The sequence below is a fragment of the Kitasatospora sp. SolWspMP-SS2h genome (assembly GCF_003259315.1).
Lineage (GTDB): Bacteria > Actinomycetota > Actinomycetes > Streptomycetales > Streptomycetaceae > Kitasatospora > Kitasatospora fiedleri.
This window is the reverse complement of record NZ_QLLT01000008.1, coordinates 39,993-55,854: the sequence shown is the minus strand read 5'-3', so window position 1 is coordinate 55,854 and position 15,862 is coordinate 39,993. Positions and strand designations below refer to the sequence as shown.

Genomic DNA, 15,862 nt, shown 5'->3' with positions numbered 1-15,862 from the left:
CTGCTGCCGGATCAAGTGCTACCACTCTGGCACATGCTTTCCGGAGAGGAAAGTAATTTTCCGACGGACCGTCAATGGGCTTCTCAGCAGCGCGGGTCGATCTCCTGGAAGGTGGCGTAGTGGTCGGCGGTCCAGTACTGCTCGCCCACGCCACCGGTGACGATCCGCCTGGTCCCGCGGTCGTCCGACCCGGGCGTGACCACGGTGAACTCGTGGTAGTACCCGCTGCCCTGACGGGGCAGCCGGCTCTCCCGGTTCTCGAAGACGACACCGTCCGAGCGGTACGGGTAGGGGCCGCCCCGGGCGATCAGGCCGAGGGTGTCGAGGGCCTGCGCGGGCAGCTTGCTGCGGCAGACGTCGGCCAGCGCCGAACCGGTGGGCACCCAGCCGCCCTGGGCGGTGGGCGACTTGGCCGGGGCCGAGGGCTTGGGCGCGCTCGTGGCACCGCTGCGGGTGGCGGTGGCGCCAGCGCTGGCGCTGGCGGCGACGGACGCGGTGGCCGGGGACTTCGCGCTGCCCGCGCCGTCCGAGTCGTGCCCGCCGTTCAGCAGGGCGGCGACTCCGGCCGCGATCCCGAGGAGGACCACGGCGAGGAGGCTGATCAGGCGGTTTCGGCTGTTCATGGCCCCAGCCTGCCGCACCGGCTCACCCGGACGGCGCACGGCACGCGCCCGGTCCGACCCGGCCAGGCCCGGACCCGGACCCGGACCCGGGAAACGCCGCCGGGGCGGGAACGGACGCCGTTGTCCGTTCCCGCCCCGGCTGCTTCCCGTACGGCGGCTCTCCTGCGCCGAGCTCCGCCGTACGCCCCTCCCCTTCGGAGGGGTGCGGTCAGTGAACCGCGCTGCTTCGTGTCAGCGCGAGTCGCTGCCCGCCGTCTCGATGGCGGCGCGGCCTGCCTCCAGGCGCGCCACCGGAATCCGGAAGGGAGAGCATGATACGTAGTCCAGCCCCACCTCGTGGAAGAAGTGCACCGAATCGGGGTCGCCGCCGTGCTCGCCGCAGACGCCGAGCTTGAGGTCGGGGCGGGTGGCCCGGCCGGCCTGGGCGGCGTTCCTGACCAGGGCGCCGACGCCGTCGCGGTCGATGGTCTCGAACGGGCTGACCCCGAAGATGCCCTTCTCCAGGTACGCGGTGAAGAAGGAGGCCTCGACGTCGTCGCGGGAGAAGCCCCATACGGTCTGGGTCAGGTCGTTGGTGCCGAAGGAGAAGAAGTCGGCGGCCTCGGCGATCTGACCGGCGGTCACGGCGGCGCGCGGCAGTTCGATCATGGTGCCGAGCTTGATGTCCAGGGTGACGCCGGTGGAGGCGGCGACCTCGGCGAGCACCCGCTCGCACTCGTCGCGGACCAGCTCCAGCTCCTGGACGGTGCCGACCAGCGGGATCATCACCTCGGGGCGCGGGTCGCCGCCGGCCAGCTTGCGCTCGGCCGCGGCCTCGGCGATCGCCCGGACCTGCATGCCGAACAGGCCGGGGATGACCAGGCCGAGCCGGACGCCGCGCAGGCCGAGCATCGGGTTGGCCTCGTGCAGCCGGTGCACGGCCTGGAGCAGGCGCAGGTCGTTCTCGTTCGGGTCCTTGCGGGCCTCCGCGAGGGCGACGCGCACCGACAGCTCGGTGATGTCGGGCAGGAACTCGTGCAGCGGCGGGTCGAGCAGCCGGACCGTGACCGGGAGGCCGTCCATCGACTGGAACAGCTCCAGGAAGTCGCCCTTCTGCAGCGGCAGCAGGCTGGACAGCGCGGTCTCGCGGTCCTTGTCGTTGTCCGCCAGGATCAGGTGCTCGACCTCCTTGCGGCGCTCCTCGCCGAGGAACATGTGCTCGGTGCGGCACAGGCCGATGCCCTGGGCGCCGTACCGGCGGGCGCGGTTCGCGTCCTCGGCGTTGTCGGCGTTGGCGCGCACCGCGAGGCGGCGGCGGCCGTCGGCGTGCGACATCAGCCGGTGCACGGCCTGGACCAGTCCGCCCTGGACGTCGGCACCGGCGTGCAGGGTGCCCTCGAAGTACTCGACCACCGGGGAGGGCAGCACCGGGACCTCGCCCAGGTACACCTTGCCGTTGGCGCCGTCGATGGAGACCACGTCGCCCTCGTGGACGACCTGGCCGTCGGCGGTGGTGAACTTGCGGTTCTTGGTGTCGACCTCCAGCTCCTCGGCGCCGCAGACACAGGTCTTGCCCATGCCGCGGGCGACCACGGCCGCGTGCGAGGTCTTGCCGCCGCGCGAGGTGAGGATGCCCTCGGCGGCGATCATGCCCTCCAGGTCGTCGGGGTTGGTCTCGCGGCGGACCAGGATGACCTGCTCGCCGGAGCGCGACCACTTCACCGCGGTGTACGAGTCGAAGACCACCTTGCCGACCGCCGCGCCGGGCGAGGCCGCGATGCCGTACGCGACCGGCCTGGTCTCGGAGGTGGGTGCGAAGCGCGGGAACATCAGCTGGGCGAGCTGGCCGCCGGTCACCCGGTGCAGTGCCTCGTCCAGGTCGATCAGGCCCTGGTCGACCAGTTGGACGGCGATCCGGAACGCGGCGGCGGCGGTGCGCTTGCCGACCCGGGTCTGCAGCATCCAGAGCTTGCCGCGCTCGATGGTGAACTCGATGTCGCACAGGTCCCGGTAGTGGTTCTCCAGGGTGTGCATGATGGACATCAGCTCGTCGTACGACTTCTTGTCGAGCTGCTCAAGGTCGGCCAGCTGGAGGGTGTTGCGGATGCCCGCCACCACGTCCTCGCCCTGGGCGTTCTGCAGGTAGTCGCCGTAGACGCCCTGGGTGCCGGTGGAGGGGTCGCGGGTGAAGGCGACACCGGTGCCCGAGTCCTCGCCGAGGTTGCCGAAGACCATGGTGCAGACGTTGACGGCGGTGCCCAGGTCGTTCGGGATCCGCTCCTGCCGGCGGTACAGCCGGGCGCGGTCGCCGTTCCAGGAGTGGAAGACCGCGTGGATCGCCAGGTCCAGCTGCTCGCGCGGGTCCTGCGGGAATTCCCGGCCGGTCTCCCGGAGCACGATCGCCTTGAAGGTGGCGACCAGCGTCCGCAGGTCCTCGGCGGTGAGGTCGAGGTCGTTGGCGGTGCCCTTGGCGTGCTTGGCCTCCTCCAGCGCCTCCTCGAAGAGCTCGCCGTCGACGCCCAGCACGGTCTTGCCGAACATCTGCACCAGGCGGCGGTACGAGTCCCAGGCGAAGCGCTCGTTGCCGGACTGGGCGGCGAGCCCGGTCACCGAGGCGTCGGAGAGGCCGATGTTCAGGACGGTGTCCATCATTCCGGGCATCGAGAACTTCGCGCCGGAGCGCACCGAGACCAGCAGCGGGTTGTCGGCCTGGCCGAGCTGCTTGCCCATCCGCTGTTCGAGGGCGGCCAGGTGGCCGGTGATCTCCTCGTTCAGCGAGCCCGGTTCGGTGCCGGTCTCCAGGAAGACCTTGCAGGCGTCGGTGGTGATGGTGAACCCCGGAGGGACGGGGAGACCCAGGTTGGTCATCTCGGCGAGGTTCGCACCCTTGCCCCCGAGAAGATCCTTGAGGTCCTTGTTTCCTTCGGTGAAGGAGTAAACAAACTTCTGCTGCGCCGTCACGGGTCGCTCTCCTCGCACACGGTTGCCCTGACGCCGGAGAACATACCCATTTCGAAGGCGGTCTAGGGGCGTGGATAGCTCGTACGAGCCGCGAAGTCGGAGGTTGGCCAGCGGATCTAATGCTCGGATGGACGTTTGCCTGCGTTGTTGAAATCGTCCGGGTGACGCTAGCCTTTGTTCAAGAATTGAACGCACCGATACATCGGGCTCACTCGAACCGGACACACGGTGACGGCATTCGCTCCGCCACGTTTCCCCGGCTTGATTTCCTGGAGTCAGCCGCAACGATCCGCCGGATGATCCGTTCGGGAAGGGATCCGGACTTGTACACCTTGGCGAAGTCCGCTGACTGACCGTCACTCGCCACGATATGTGGCCAGCATCACGAGCGCATCTCAGCTGTCGGGCCGACGACTCCTACGCCGGACGTCGCTTTCCGTTGATTCCTCTGTCGCTCTGTGTTGCTGGAATTCGCCTTTAAGGAGCCCTGTTGTCCATCATGGACAGTCCCGCCGGGACGCCACGGCCAGGCATGGGGCAGAGCTGAACCTGCCTTAGAGTACAGATCATCCGCCAGAGGTGTCCGATTCGGCATCTTCGGCCAGCCGGGCACACTCGTACGGATCGTCCAACCAGCCTTCGGGCAGGACCACCCGGTTGTTGCCGCTGGTCCGGCCGCGCGGGCCGTCGGCACCGATCGGCCAGCTCTGCTCCTGATCGATCAGGGCGAGCATCTCGGTCAGCTCGGCCAGCGAGCTGGAACCGGCGAGCTTCACCCGCAGCTCGGAGCCGACCGAGAAGCCCTTGGTGTACCAGGCGACGTGCTTGCGGAAGTCGATGACGCCGCGGGCCTCGTCGCCGAGCCACTCCCCCAGCAGCTGGGCGTGCCGCACCATGGCGCGGGCCACGTAACCGAAGGTGGGGCGGGCGTAGTCGGCGTCGCCCTCGAAGATCGACACCAGGTCCTTGAACAGCCAGGGCCGCCCCAGGCAACCGCGACCGACGACCACGCCGTCGCAGCCGGTCTCGCGCATCATCCGCACCGCGTCGTCGGCGGACCAGATGTCCCCGTTGCCGAGCACCGGGATGTCGGCCGGGACGGACTCGCGCAGGCGGGCGATGGCCGACCAGTCCGCGGTGCCGCCGTAGTGCTGGGCTGCGGTGCGGCCGTGCAGGGCGATCGCGGAGACGCCTTCCTCCGCGCCGATCCGCCCGGCGTCGAGGTAGGTGAGGTGGTCGTCGTCGATTCCCTTGCGCATCTTCATGGTGACGGGCAGGTCGCCCGCGTTGGCGACCGCCTGGCGCAGGATGTCGCGCAGCAGGTTGCGCTTGTACGGCAGCGCGGAGCCGCCGCCCTTGCGGGTCACCTTGGGGACGGGGCAGCCGAAGTTGAGGTCGATGTGGTCGGCGAGCCCCTCCGTGGAGATCATCCGGGCCGCCTTGCCGACCGTCTCCGGGTCCACCCCGTACAGCTGGATCGAGCGCGGCTTCTCGCTCGGGTCGAACTTGATCAGCTGCATGGTCTTGGCGTTGCGCTCGACCAGGGCGCGGGTGGTGATCATCTCGGAGACGTACAGGCCCCGGCCGCCGCTCTGCTCCCGGCACAGGGTGCGGAAGGGGGCGTTGGTGATGCCGGCCATCGGTGCCAGCACCACCGGCGGCCAGACCTGCATCGGCCCGATGTTCAACGGGGCGAACTCCGGCGCGCCGGATGCTGCCGGGGTGGCCTGGGCGGTGTCGGACGTGGTGGTCATGCGCGGCGGATCCTCATACGGGTAGGGCCCCAGTGTCGGGCTTCCGGACTCTCCATTCTCTCCCACCCGCCGGACCGCCCGGGCCGGGGCCGGGCGCGGGCTCCGCCGGGGGGCTGCGGTGGGTGGGTGACGGCCGGTGCGTGCGGTGGGTGGGCTGCGGCGGGTGGGTTGCGGCGAGGTGGTGGACCGGGTGGGGCGCTGGGCGGTGGCGGCCCCCAGCGCGGTCAGGGCTTCCCGGTGCGGCCGATGGTGACGGCGCCGGAGGCGGAGGTGATGTCGAGCAGCCGCGAGGAGTCGGCGTCCTGGAGGGACGGGTCGACCGTCTGGCCGCCGCCGTCACCGCTGAGGTCGATCCGGTACCGACTGCGGTCGTCGGGCAGGTCCAGGACCAGGTTTCCCGAGGCGAGGCGGGTGGTGACCGATTCCGGCGGGCGGTCGTACTGGAGGGTGACCTGCCCGGAGGAGGCGGACAGCTGGGTGCTGGACGCGCCCAGCCCCGTGCCGACGATCTGACCGGAGCCGCTCTTGGCCCAGATCGGGCCGCTGACCCTGGTCAGCTGGACCTGGCCGCTCCCGGTCTCCGCCGAGACAGCGCCCGTCACGTCCACGATCTTCGTGCGCCCGGAGCCGTTGCGGGCGTGGACCTCGGTCGACGGTGGCACCTGTATGTCCAGGACGACCGGGCAGCCGTGCAGGAGCCGGGCCTCCGGGCAGTCGACGGAGACCGTCATCCGGCCCGCGTCGATCCGCGTGTCGACCGTCGGCCTGCGCAGGGCCCAGCCCAGCTGTTCGGCCACCACCCGGTCGGTACCACCGGATCGGATAGTGACCTGGGCCGGGCCGGAGACGATGTCGAGCTGCCCGATCGTCTCGAAGTACGTCCGCTCCCGGGTGGTCTCCCGCTGGACGAGGGCCGCCCCCGTGACGGCGGCGCCCGTCAGGAGCGCGCAGGCGAGCGCCAGCACGCCGACGATCTGCCAGGCCCGGCGCTCACCGGGGCCCGGCACGGCGGGCGGGCCCGTCGGACCCGAGGCCGGCAGCCAGCGGGCGAGTCGGCCTGCCACGGGGACGAGCCGTGGCTGCGGCTGCGGTTGCGGCTGCGGTTGCGGTTGCGGTTGCGGTTGCGGTGGGACGGTCCGGGTCATTGGCTGACCTCCAGGAAGCGGAGCACCGCGAGCACCCGACGGTGGGTGTCCTCGGCGGGTGGCAGGTCGAGCTTGGTGAGGATCGAGTTGATGTGCTTGGCGACGGCGCTGTCGCTGACCACCAGGGAGTCGGCGATCGCGGTGTTCGAACGCCCCTCGGCCATCAGCGCCAGCACGTCCCGCTCGCGGGGCGTCAGCCGGTGCAGCGGATCGCGGTCGCGGCGCAGCAGTAGCTGGGCGACGACTTCGGGGTCGAGCGCGGTGCCGCCGGCGGCCACCCGCTGCAGCGCCTCCACGAACTCGTCGACGTTCGCCACCCGCTGTTTGAGCAGGTAGCCGACACCGCTGGTGTTCTTGGCCAGCAAGTCCGCCGCGTAGCGCTCCTCGACGTACTGGGAGAGCAGCAGGACGGCGGTGTCGGGCCACTGCCGGCGGATCATCAGCGCGGCCCGGACGCCTTCGTCGGCGAAGCCAGGGGGCATCCGAACGTCCGCCACGACGATCTGCGGGCGGTGCTCCTCGACGGCGGCGAGCAGCGTCTCGGCGTCCCCCACGGCGGCGGCGACCTCGTAGCCCTCGCTCTCCAACACCTTGACGATGCCGACCCTCAGGAGGACCGAGTCCTCGGCGATCACAGCTCGCACGGCAGCTCCATGGTGATGGTGGTCGGGCCCCCGCGGGGGCTGGTGATGGTGAAGGACCCGTCGACCGAGGCGGCGCGTTTGCGCAGGCCGGTGAGGCCGGTGCCGCGGCCGGCGTCCGCCCCGCCGATGCCGTCGTCGGTGATGGTGATGCGCAGCCGGTCGGCCACCCGGTGCAGGGCGAGGTCGACTCGGGAGGCCCGGGAGTGCTTGGCCGCGTTGGCCAGCGCTTCGGAGACCGTGAAGTAGGCGACCGCCTCCACGGTGGGCGCTATCCGGCCCGGCAGGTCGACCGTGAGGTGCACGGGGACGGGACTGCGGGCGGCGATGCCGGAGAGCGCCGCGTCGAGCCCGCGGTCCTCCAGCACGGCCGGGTGCAGGCCGCGCACCAGGTCGTGCAGCTCCTTGATGGCGGCCTGGGCCTCCTCGTGCGCGGCGGCGATGACCTCCAGGGCTTCGGGCGGGAGGTGCTTGAGGGTGCGCCGGGCGAGTCCCAGGTTCATCGCCAGCGAGACCAGGCGCTGCTGGGCGCCGTCGTGCAAGTCCCGCTCGATGCGGCGCCGTTCGGCGTCGGCGGCGTCCACCACGTCCACCCGGCTGCGGGCCAGGTGCTCGACGCGGCGCTCCAGCAGTTCCGCCCGGTTCGGGCCGAGCAGGGCCCGGACCGACCACAGGTCGACGGCGGCGAGCAGGGCGACCAGCCAGGGCGTGACGGCGAGCAGGAGCAGGCCGCCGACGGTCGCGGCGGCGCCCTCGATCGTCCAGCCCTGCGCCGCCCTCAGGGGGTTGTCGGGCGGTAGCAGCCACACCCAGCCGAAGAAGCCGAGCAGGACGATCGACGCGCCCCAGAGGCCGAGCACCGAGGCGGCGCACAGGGCCTGCACCGGAGCAGCCAGCAGGTGGTGCGCGGCCTGCCGCCACGTCAGCCCCGCGCGGAGCCGGACCAGCCAGGCCGCGCCTGGTGGGACCCGGCCCGGGACCTCCAGCCCGCGCAGGGCGCGGACCCGGCTGCGCTGGGCGACGGTCAGCAGGTCGAAGAGGACCACGAGCAGGGCCAGCCCGGGCAGCAGGGCTCCGCGCGGGAGGACGAGGAGCATCAGACAGGGCAGGCCGAACGGGAGACCGGCGGCCAGGAAGAGCGAGTCCCGTCGAGTGCCCGCGGACCAGGGCGTGCGCGCGGCTACGACGGCACGGACCGCGATGGCACGGGCAGTGACGGCATGGGCCGGGACCGCGTGGGCCGCGGCGGCCGGGGCCGCCCGGCGCGGGGGTGCGTCGATCTTCGACTGGAACATGCGGATCAGCGTAGGGGCCGCCTGACCTCGGCTTCCATGGCGCAGGCTTCCGTCTTTGGGGTGAAGCTGGCTACACCCCAAAGACGGAACCGCACGCTACCGACAAGGTCCTTGCGCCGAAGGATTCTTGACGGCATGACGAATACGAACCTGATGCGTTGTGACCGTGGTCCGCTCTCTCCTGCTCGGGCGGCAGCCTCGGAGTTCGCCGACCCTGACAACGAACTCTCCTCCTCAGTCGATGAGTTGGGTGCGTTCACCGCGATCGGCCCGTGGTCGGCGCGCCTGCGGGCGGGCCGTCGGCCGGCCATGGAGGTGTACGAGTACGGCGAACTGCTCGATGTCGTGGTCGAGTCCTCGCTCGGTGCGGCCGGACTGCGCGGGGCGCGGCGCGGCCCGGCCGGAAGACCGGGGGCGAGGGCGGGGGCGGTCGTGTGCGCCTGGGGCCGACTGCCGCCCTGCGGGGCTCCCCCACCGGTGCACTTCCTCACCGGCGGGTTGCGGCGGCGGGCGGCGGACGCCGTGGCCGTACGGACGGCGGGCCGGTTCTGGTTCGCCTCCGCGACCGGGAGGTTCCGCTGGGCGCAGATGTCGGCGGCGTCCTGCTGCGCCGAGCACGCGGAGCCGGGGAGGGCGGCATGAGCACGCTGGCTCCCAGGCTTTCCCGAGTCGGCGGCGTCGTTCCGGCGGGACGGCCGACAGGTGCGCTCCGACGGGTCGGGTGGTTGCGGCCGGAGGTGCTGTTCCCGGAGTGCGGGCTGGTCCTGCTGCCCTGGTCGGCACTGCTGGCCGTGCTGCCCGGTGGCCGCCCCTGGGCGGTGCTCGATCTGGCCGAGTCGGCGGCCCTGTCGGTTGCCGCCGCGGGCCTGCGGCGGGGCCGGAGCCCGTTCTGGCCGGCCGGGCTGGCCGGTGTCCTGCTGGTCACGGACGCCGGGTGCGACCTCGCGACGGCCGCCGGCGAGCCCGGGCTGCTGGGCGCTCTGCTGATGGCGGTGTGCGCGGAGTTGCCACTGGCCGCCGTGTGCTGGTCGGTGGCGTTCCGCAAGGGGACCGTCCGCGCGGGCGGTGGTCCGGCTCCGGCGGCCGGGCGTCGGCCACGACTCTGGATGTTCCAGGTGTCCGGGGTGTTCCGGGGGCGTGCCGTGGCCCCGGTTCCGGTGGGCGGCCCGCCCACCGGGTTCTTCACGAAAGGAGTGTCAGTGCAGACCATCCAGCTGACGGCGCGGTCCACTGCGGGGATCGTGTCCGGGGCTCCGACGAGCCGGTTGTACGCGGCGATGTCGAGCCGGTTGCGGGTCACCCCGGCCGAGAGCGTGCGGGGCTGCCCGGCGGCCGCCGCGACGGGGCGTTCCGCCGCTCCCCGGGGCCCGGCGGCCTCGGAGGTGCACCGGGGCCACCGTCCGGCGGGCCCGACCGGCCGGGCACTCACCGCCGGGGCCCACGCCCGGGCCGAGCCCCGGACGTCCCGTCCCGGCCCGGGCCGGACGCCCCGCACGGCGTCCGCCGTGGCCAGAGCGGCAGCCGCCTCGTCACGACACAGGCCCGTGCCGCGGCGGCCCGCCACGGAGCGGCCGACCTGCTTCCGGGAGCTGCGTTCCCGCAAGCTCCGTCAGAACGCGGCCGGCCCGCGCCGTCCCTCCTTCACGGGAGGTTGACCACCCGCCCGAATAGCCCCGCGCTGGAAGGAGCTGACCGCCCTCCACGTACCGGGCGTGCTCGAACAGCTGACCGGTCCGAAGCTGAGAGGAGCCACCCGACCCTGCCTACGACCTGACAGCCCGCGCTGTCACCGACCTGAACGCGTTCCTCCACACCGGCGTCTTCCGTTCCTTGACCACTGCATAGTGCGATACACCCTGCCGCCCACCGACCCCGCGTCGGCCGTCGACCCCCGCCCCGGGTGTCGCGCCGGCCGGCGCGGGGTGTGGTCGGCAGGCCCTGCCGCGGGCGAGCGGACGAGAACGGGGTCACCGTACGGGCGGACGGCGAGGGCGGGATCGGCGGCCGTGCCCTCGGCCAGGGGGCGGGTATCGGCGCAGGTGGCAGCAGGAAAATGGAGGGCCCGGCAGGCGGGGCCGGTGCGAGGATGGCGCCATGACGACGAACCCGACCCCCTCCCCCAGCGAGGTGCGCACCCGCGAGCAGCTGACGGTCGCGGTCGCATCCGGGGCGCGCCCGAAGTACCTGCATTTCTGGGGGCACCAGCCGCAGCGGGACGGGCGGATCGGGCCCGGCGCGCTCAGCCAGTGGTGGCCCTCCCCGTTCACCGTCGACGGGGTCGAGTACCGCACCGCCGAGCACTGGATGATGGCCGGGAAGGCCCGGCTGTTCGGGGACGAGGAGATCGTCCCGAGGATTCTCCGGGCGCGGACGCCCGCGGAGGCGAAGAAGTTGGGGCGCCAGGTCCGGGGGTTCGACGACGAGCGCTGGGTCGCGCAGCGTTTCGAACTGGTGGTGAACGGCAGCACCGAGAAGTTCGGACAGGACGAGCAGCTCCGCACGTACCTGCTCCACACCGGCGAGCGCGTTCTGGTGGAGGCCAGCCCGCTCGACCGGATCTGGGGGATCGGGCTCGCCGCCGACGACGAGCGGGCCGCGGCCCCCGCCCAATGGCGGGGACTGAACCTGCTCGGCTTCGCCCTGATGGAGGCACGGGCGCGTCTCTTGGGCTGAACCCGACCAACTGCCCCATGCAGGACGGCAGTTGTCCGCCATCTCGCACAAGTGGGTTGATTCGGGCGGAAGTCGGTCGCGACCCTTGAACGCCGCTGTCCTCCCGGGTCGCACCGGCCACTCGTATCGTCGCCCCGAAAAGGTTAAGACTTGCTCCCGTAACGTGGCCGCCGCATGACAGCGCCAGGATGGCCACCAGATTGTTGTGTTCGGAGGCCGGTCGGGCGGTCTCCTGGAGAGGTCGGGGCGGGGCGCGATGACCGTACGCAATTCGGGGCCGGATTCGGCCGATGTCCAGACGCTCAGGGCGGAGTTGGACGAACTCCTGAGGGCCCGGCAGTTCGCCGCACAGCGCGAGCGCAGGCTCGTCGAGGCCGTCCGGGCCGGCTACGAACCCGATCACTCGCCCGCTTACGGCCGCCCGCCCCGGCAGCCCGATCCCGAACTGGTGCGACAGCTCGCCCAGGTGCAGAACCTCCGCGAAGGACTCGGCGCCCGCTGTCTCGAACTGAGCGACCGCCTCCTGGCGGCCGAGGACCGACAGTTGGCGGGGCGGTTGGCCGACCGTCCCGCACCCGTACCCGACATCGACCCGGGCACCCCCGCCCGAGACCCCTGGGCGCACCGACCGGACGAACCGGCCGCCCCTCCGATGCCCCCACCGCGCTCGTTCCCGACCGGAGCCCGCTTCGGCGGAGACCGCAGATCGGGCCCCGCCCACGAACCGACCGCCACGTCCGACGGACCGGCGGACCTGACCGGCAGCGCCGACCTGGCCGCGGCCCTGCCCGCCGGAGGGCCGCCCCTGCGCGGCGCCCGCTTCGGAGCCAGCCGCCCCCGCCGCGCCGGCCGGAAGAACGACGACCGCACCACCACCGCCGCATCCCGACCCGCCGCCGACGCGCCCGGCGCGGTTTCCCGGCGCGGCGGAACGGACGCCCAACCGGAAGAGCCCGTCGGCACCTCCTGGGCCAGCACAGGCGGCCACGGCAACGGAACCGACTCCCACCGGGCCGACAGCACCGTCCGCCCGGACACGGAGCGCAACAGCACCAGACCCACCGGGCCGGGCACCGCCCCCGGCAGCAACGGCACCCGCAGTAACAGCACCGGGCTCGTGGGCACCGGGAACCGGGCGGAGGCCACCGGGCCGGAGGGCGGCATGCGGGCCCGGACGGGTGCCGAACTGGTCGCCCTCACCCAGCGGATCACCGACCTGCACCGGCAGGGCGCGGTGCACGAATCCGCGGGCCTCGTGGGCCAGGCGGCCCTGATGACCATGCCGAGCGATCTGGTCGGGCTGGCCGCGCTGCTGCGGGCCGAAGGGCCAGCCGGCTCCTCCACCTACCTGGCCCGATCGGTGGCCCTCGGATCCCCGACGCACGCGGCAGCCACCCTGGCGGAACTGCGTCAGGGCGGGCTGGTGGACGAGGCGGCCGACCTGTTCCACGCCCTGTGGTCGGTGAGCACGCAGACCTTCCCGGCGCTGCTCGCCGCCCTGGAGCGGTCGGGCCAGTCGGCCGACGGGCAGACCCTGCTGTGGGAGCGGGCCTCCGCCCCGGCCGATGAACTCGCCGAACTGTCGAAGGAGTTGCGCGTCGCGGGGCGCTCCGATGACATCCGCCACCTGCTGCGCCAGGCGGCAGGCCGGCCGATCAAGGAGGTCGCGACGATCGCCGCGGCACTGGACGAGGAATCCGCGGTCGAGCTGATCGGCGAGTTGGTGCGGCTGCGGTCGGCGAGCGACGTCGGGCACTTCGCGGCCGGGATCCAGGGCGCGGTGGAGCTGTACGACACGCTGCTGTTCGCCGCCGACGGCTTGGAGGAGAGCCGGGCCCGCAGCGTGTTCGCAGCGCTGCGCACCGCGGGGCTGCCGACCGAACCTGCTCCCCGCTCGCGGCCGAAGTCCCGCCAGCGCCGGTGAGCGGTGCCCCGCGAGAGGCCCGTCACCGCAATGGCTCCACCCCGCCTCACGTCCTGCGGACCGGCTTGCCCCGTACGGAAGTCGCCCGCACCGGCACCCGAACACCGAACGGCCGGCGGGACGCCCCCGGGAAGGGGGCGGCCCACCGGCCGCACGAAGGACCGCGGACTGCGGACTGCGGACCGCCGCGGTGCTCGGTGTCAGCAGCCGATCAGGCGGGTGGCCAGGTAGGACTTCACCTGGTCGAGCGACACGCGCTCCTGCGCCATGGTGTCGCGATCGCGGACGGTCACCGCGTTGTCCTCGAGGGTGTCGAAGTCGACGGTGACGCAGAACGGGGTGCCGATCTCGTCCTGGCGGCGGTAGCGCTTGCCGATCGCCCCGGCGTCGTCGAACTCGACGTTCCAGGCCGAGCGCAGGTCGGCGGCGAGGCCGCGGGCCTTCGGCGAGAGGTCGGCGTTGCGGGACAGCGGGAGCACCGCGATCTTGACCGGGGCCAGCCGCGGGTCGAGCCGCATGCCGACGCGCTTCTCCATGACGCCCTTGGCGTTCGGCGCCTCGTCCTCGAAGTAGGCGTCGAGCAGGAAGGCCAGCATGGCGCGGTTGAGGCCGGCCGCGGGCTCGATGACGTACGGGAAGTACCGCTCGTTCGCGTCCTGGTCGAAGTACTTGAGGTCCTGGCCGGAGTGCTCGCTGTGCACCGTCAGGTCGTAGTCGGTGCGGTTGGCCACGCCCTCCAGCTCGGAGAACTCGCTGCCGCCGAAGTTGAAGCGGTACTCGATGTCCACCGTGCGCTTGGCGTAGTGGGACAGCTTCTCCTTGGGGTGCTCGAAGAAGCGCATGTTCTCGGTCCGCAGGCCGAGGTCGACGTACCAGTTCCAGCGCTGCTCGAGCCAGTACTCGTGCCAGGTCTCGTCCTCGCCCGGCTTGACGAAGAACTCCATCTCCATCTGCTCGAACTCGCGGGTGCGGAAGATGAAGTTGCCGGGGGTGATCTCGTTGCGGAAGCTCTTGCCGACCTGGGCGATGCCGAACGGCGGCTTCTTGCGCGTGGTGGTCTGGACGGCGCGGAAGTTGGTGAAGATGCCCTGCGCGGTCTCGGGGCGCAGGTAGGCCAGACCGGCGGCGTCCTCGGTGACGCCGAGGTGCGTCTTCAGCATGCCCGAGAACTCCTTGGGCTCCGTGAAGGCGCCCTTGTTGCCGCAGTTCGGGCAGTTGATGTCGGCCAGGCCGTTGGCCGGGAGCTTGCCGTGCTTGGCCTCGTAGGCCTCTTCCAGGTGGTCGGCGCGGAAGCGCTTGTGACAGGAGAGGCACTCGGTCAGCGGGTCGTTGAAGGTCGCGACGTGGCCGGACGCCTCCCAGACCTCGCGGGCCAGGATCACCGAGGAGTCGATACCGACGACGTCCTCCCGAGCGGTGACCATCGCGCGCCACCACTGGCGCTTGATGTTCTCCTTGAGCTCGACTCCCAGCGGACCGTAGTCCCAGGCGGCACGCGTACCGCCGTAGATCTCGCTGCAAGGGTAGACGAAGCCACGGCGCTTGCTCAGGCTGACGATCGTGTCGATCTTGTCGGCGGCCACAGTGCTCTCTTCAGTACGACGGCACGGTCAGGGCGCGGCTGGTTGCGCGCGCCCGAATAACTCAGGGTACCGGGGATGCGGGGGCGGGGTTCAACTCGATAGTGGCACGGGCGGCCCGCCGGGTGGCTGTACCGGGAGTGAACAGCCGTGCGTTCTCCGGCGTGTTGGGGGTCGCGGGGTGAAGGCGCGGTGCCCGGCCGACACGGACGGCGCAACGAGGGGCCGCAGCACGCGGTGCGGGAGGACCGCCTCACCGCAAGTTGACAATCATTTCCAGATAAGATGAGAATGGTTGTCATGAAGATTCGCCGCCCCTCTCCCTCGATAGCCCTGGCCGCCACCGCCCTCACCGGATCCCTGCTGCTCTCCGGCTGCGGCGGCGTCAGCAGCGCGGCGGGGAAGGACGGCGGGAAGCTGGACGTGGTGGCCTCCTTCTACCCGATGGAGTTCCTGGCCCGGCAGATAGGCGGGGAGCACGTCAGGATCACCGATCTGACGGCCCCGGGCGTGGAGCCGCACGACCTGGAGCTGACGGCCAAGCAGGTCGCGGCCGTCCAGCGGGCCGACGCCGTGGTCTACCTGAAGGGCCTGCAGCCGACCGTGGACAAGGCCGTCGAGCAGGGCCACCTCAAGCACGTGGTGGACGCGACCGCCGCCTCCCCGCTGGTGGACCACCACCTCGACGAGGGCGGCGAGGACGAGGCCGAGGCGCACGACGGCGAGAGCGGGCACGAGCACAGCGGCACGGCCGGCGACCCGCACATCTGGCTGGACCCGGCCCGGTACGCGACGGTGGCCCGCAGCGTGGGCGCCGAACTCGCGGAGATCGACCCCGCCAACGCCGACGACTACCGGCACAACACCGACGACCTGGTGGCCCGGCTGACCTCCCTGGACCAGGAGTTCAAGGACGGCCTGGCGAACGCCGCCACCCGGACCTTCGTCACCAGCCACGCCGCGTTCGGCTACCTCGCCGACCACTACGGGCTGGAGCAGGTCGCCATCAACGGGGTCGACCCGGAGGCCGAGCCCACTCCGTCCCGGATGGCCGCGATCCAGCGCGCCGCCAAGGAGAACGGCGCGACCACCGTCTTCTTCGAGGCCCTGGTCAGCCCCAAGCTGGCCGAGACCGTGGCCGCCGACCTGGGACTCAAGACCGCCGTGCTCGACCCCCTGGAGGGGATCAAGGAGCCGGACCGGAACGACTACTTCTCCGTCATGCGGCAGAACCTGACCAACCTGCGGGCCGCGCTCGGCGCCAGCTGAGCGGACCTGGGCGAGCGG

At 71.9% G+C, this 15,862-nt stretch carries 11 protein-coding genes; 4 read left to right on the top strand and 7 right to left on the bottom strand.

Annotated elements, in window-relative coordinates:
- Positions 1-83 precede the first annotated feature (83 nt).
- From K353_RS11590 to K353_RS36840, 6 genes are all read right to left on the bottom strand, one after another.
- Positions 84-623, bottom strand: a complete 540-nt coding sequence (locus tag K353_RS11590; protein WP_111553499.1) for a ribonuclease — start codon at positions 621-623, stop codon at positions 84-86.
- Positions 624-854: 231 nt separating this feature from the next.
- On the bottom strand, positions 855-3,563 hold the full coding sequence (ppdK, locus tag K353_RS11585) for a pyruvate, phosphate dikinase (RefSeq protein ID WP_111553498.1): 2,709 nt from the start codon (positions 3,561-3,563) through the stop codon (positions 855-857).
- A gap of 566 nt (positions 3,564-4,129) precedes the next feature.
- Entirely contained in the window at positions 4,130-5,236 is a 1,107-nt protein-coding gene (gene dusB, locus K353_RS11580) for a tRNA dihydrouridine synthase DusB (protein ID WP_111553661.1), read from the bottom strand.
- A gap of 305 nt (positions 5,237-5,541) precedes the next feature.
- Entirely contained in the window at positions 5,542-6,381 is an 840-nt protein-coding gene (locus tag K353_RS11575) for a DUF4097 family beta strand repeat-containing protein (protein ID WP_146616447.1), read from the bottom strand.
- Positions 6,382-6,458: 77 nt separating this feature from the next.
- Positions 6,459-7,106: a response regulator transcription factor gene (locus K353_RS11570; RefSeq protein ID WP_111553496.1), complete on the bottom strand. Its 648-nt coding sequence runs from the start codon at positions 7,104-7,106 to the stop codon at positions 6,459-6,461.
- The gene (locus K353_RS36840; protein ID WP_111553495.1) at positions 7,094-8,398 is read right to left on the bottom strand and encodes a sensor histidine kinase; all 1,305 of its coding nucleotides are present in this window, start codon (positions 8,396-8,398) and stop codon (positions 7,094-7,096) included. Before K353_RS36840 ends, K353_RS11570 begins: the two co-directional genes overlap by 13 nt.
- Before the next feature lie 246 nt (positions 8,399-8,644).
- Here K353_RS36840 and K353_RS11560 point away from each other — a divergent pair, with 246 nt between their 5' ends.
- The 3 genes from K353_RS11560 to K353_RS11545 all read left to right on the top strand — a co-directional run bounded on the left by K353_RS11560 (position 8,645) and on the right by K353_RS11545 (position 12,995).
- Positions 8,645-9,040 (top strand): hypothetical protein, encoded by a 396-nt coding sequence (locus K353_RS11560; RefSeq protein WP_146616446.1) that lies wholly within the window; start codon positions 8,645-8,647, stop codon positions 9,038-9,040.
- Between the two features lie 1,452 nt (positions 9,041-10,492).
- A complete protein-coding gene (locus tag K353_RS11550) occupies positions 10,493-11,071 on the top strand; it encodes an NADAR family protein (protein WP_111553492.1) in 579 nt (192 codons plus the stop codon).
- A 313-nt stretch (positions 11,072-11,384) separates the two neighbouring features.
- Positions 11,385-12,995 (top strand): hypothetical protein, encoded by a 1,611-nt coding sequence (locus K353_RS11545; protein WP_111553491.1) that lies wholly within the window; start codon positions 11,385-11,387, stop codon positions 12,993-12,995.
- A 200-nt stretch (positions 12,996-13,195) separates the two neighbouring features.
- On the opposite strand, the gene K353_RS11540 is transcribed toward K353_RS11545, so the two are convergent.
- The gene (locus tag K353_RS11540; protein ID WP_111553490.1) at positions 13,196-14,578 is read right to left on the bottom strand and encodes a glycine--tRNA ligase; all 1,383 of its coding nucleotides are present in this window, start codon (positions 14,576-14,578) and stop codon (positions 13,196-13,198) included.
- Positions 14,579-14,875: 297 nt separating this feature from the next.
- Between K353_RS11540 and K353_RS11535 the strand changes: the two genes are divergently transcribed.
- Positions 14,876-15,844, top strand: coding sequence for a metal ABC transporter substrate-binding protein (locus tag K353_RS11535; RefSeq protein WP_111553489.1), 969 nt, complete (start codon positions 14,876-14,878; stop codon positions 15,842-15,844).
- The last annotated feature ends 18 nt before the right edge of the window (positions 15,845-15,862 follow it).

Excerpts from the sequence above, each read along its gene's own strand:
- K353_RS11590 (WP_111553499.1), bottom strand. The coding sequence starts at position 623 with ATGAACAGCCGAAACCGCCTGATCAGCCTCCTCGCCGTGGTCCTCCTC.
- dusB (WP_111553661.1), bottom strand. The coding sequence starts at position 5,236 with ATGCAGGTCTGGCCGCCGGTGGTGCTGGCACCGATGGCCGGCATCACC.
- K353_RS36840 (WP_111553495.1), bottom strand. The coding sequence starts at position 8,398 with ATGTTCCAGTCGAAGATCGACGCACCCCCGCGCCGGGCGGCCCCGGCC.
- K353_RS11550 (WP_111553492.1), top strand. The coding sequence starts at position 10,493 with ATGACGACGAACCCGACCCCCTCCCCCAGCGAGGTGCGCACCCGCGAG.
- K353_RS11535 (WP_111553489.1), top strand. The coding sequence starts at position 14,876 with ATGAAGATTCGCCGCCCCTCTCCCTCGATAGCCCTGGCCGCCACCGCC.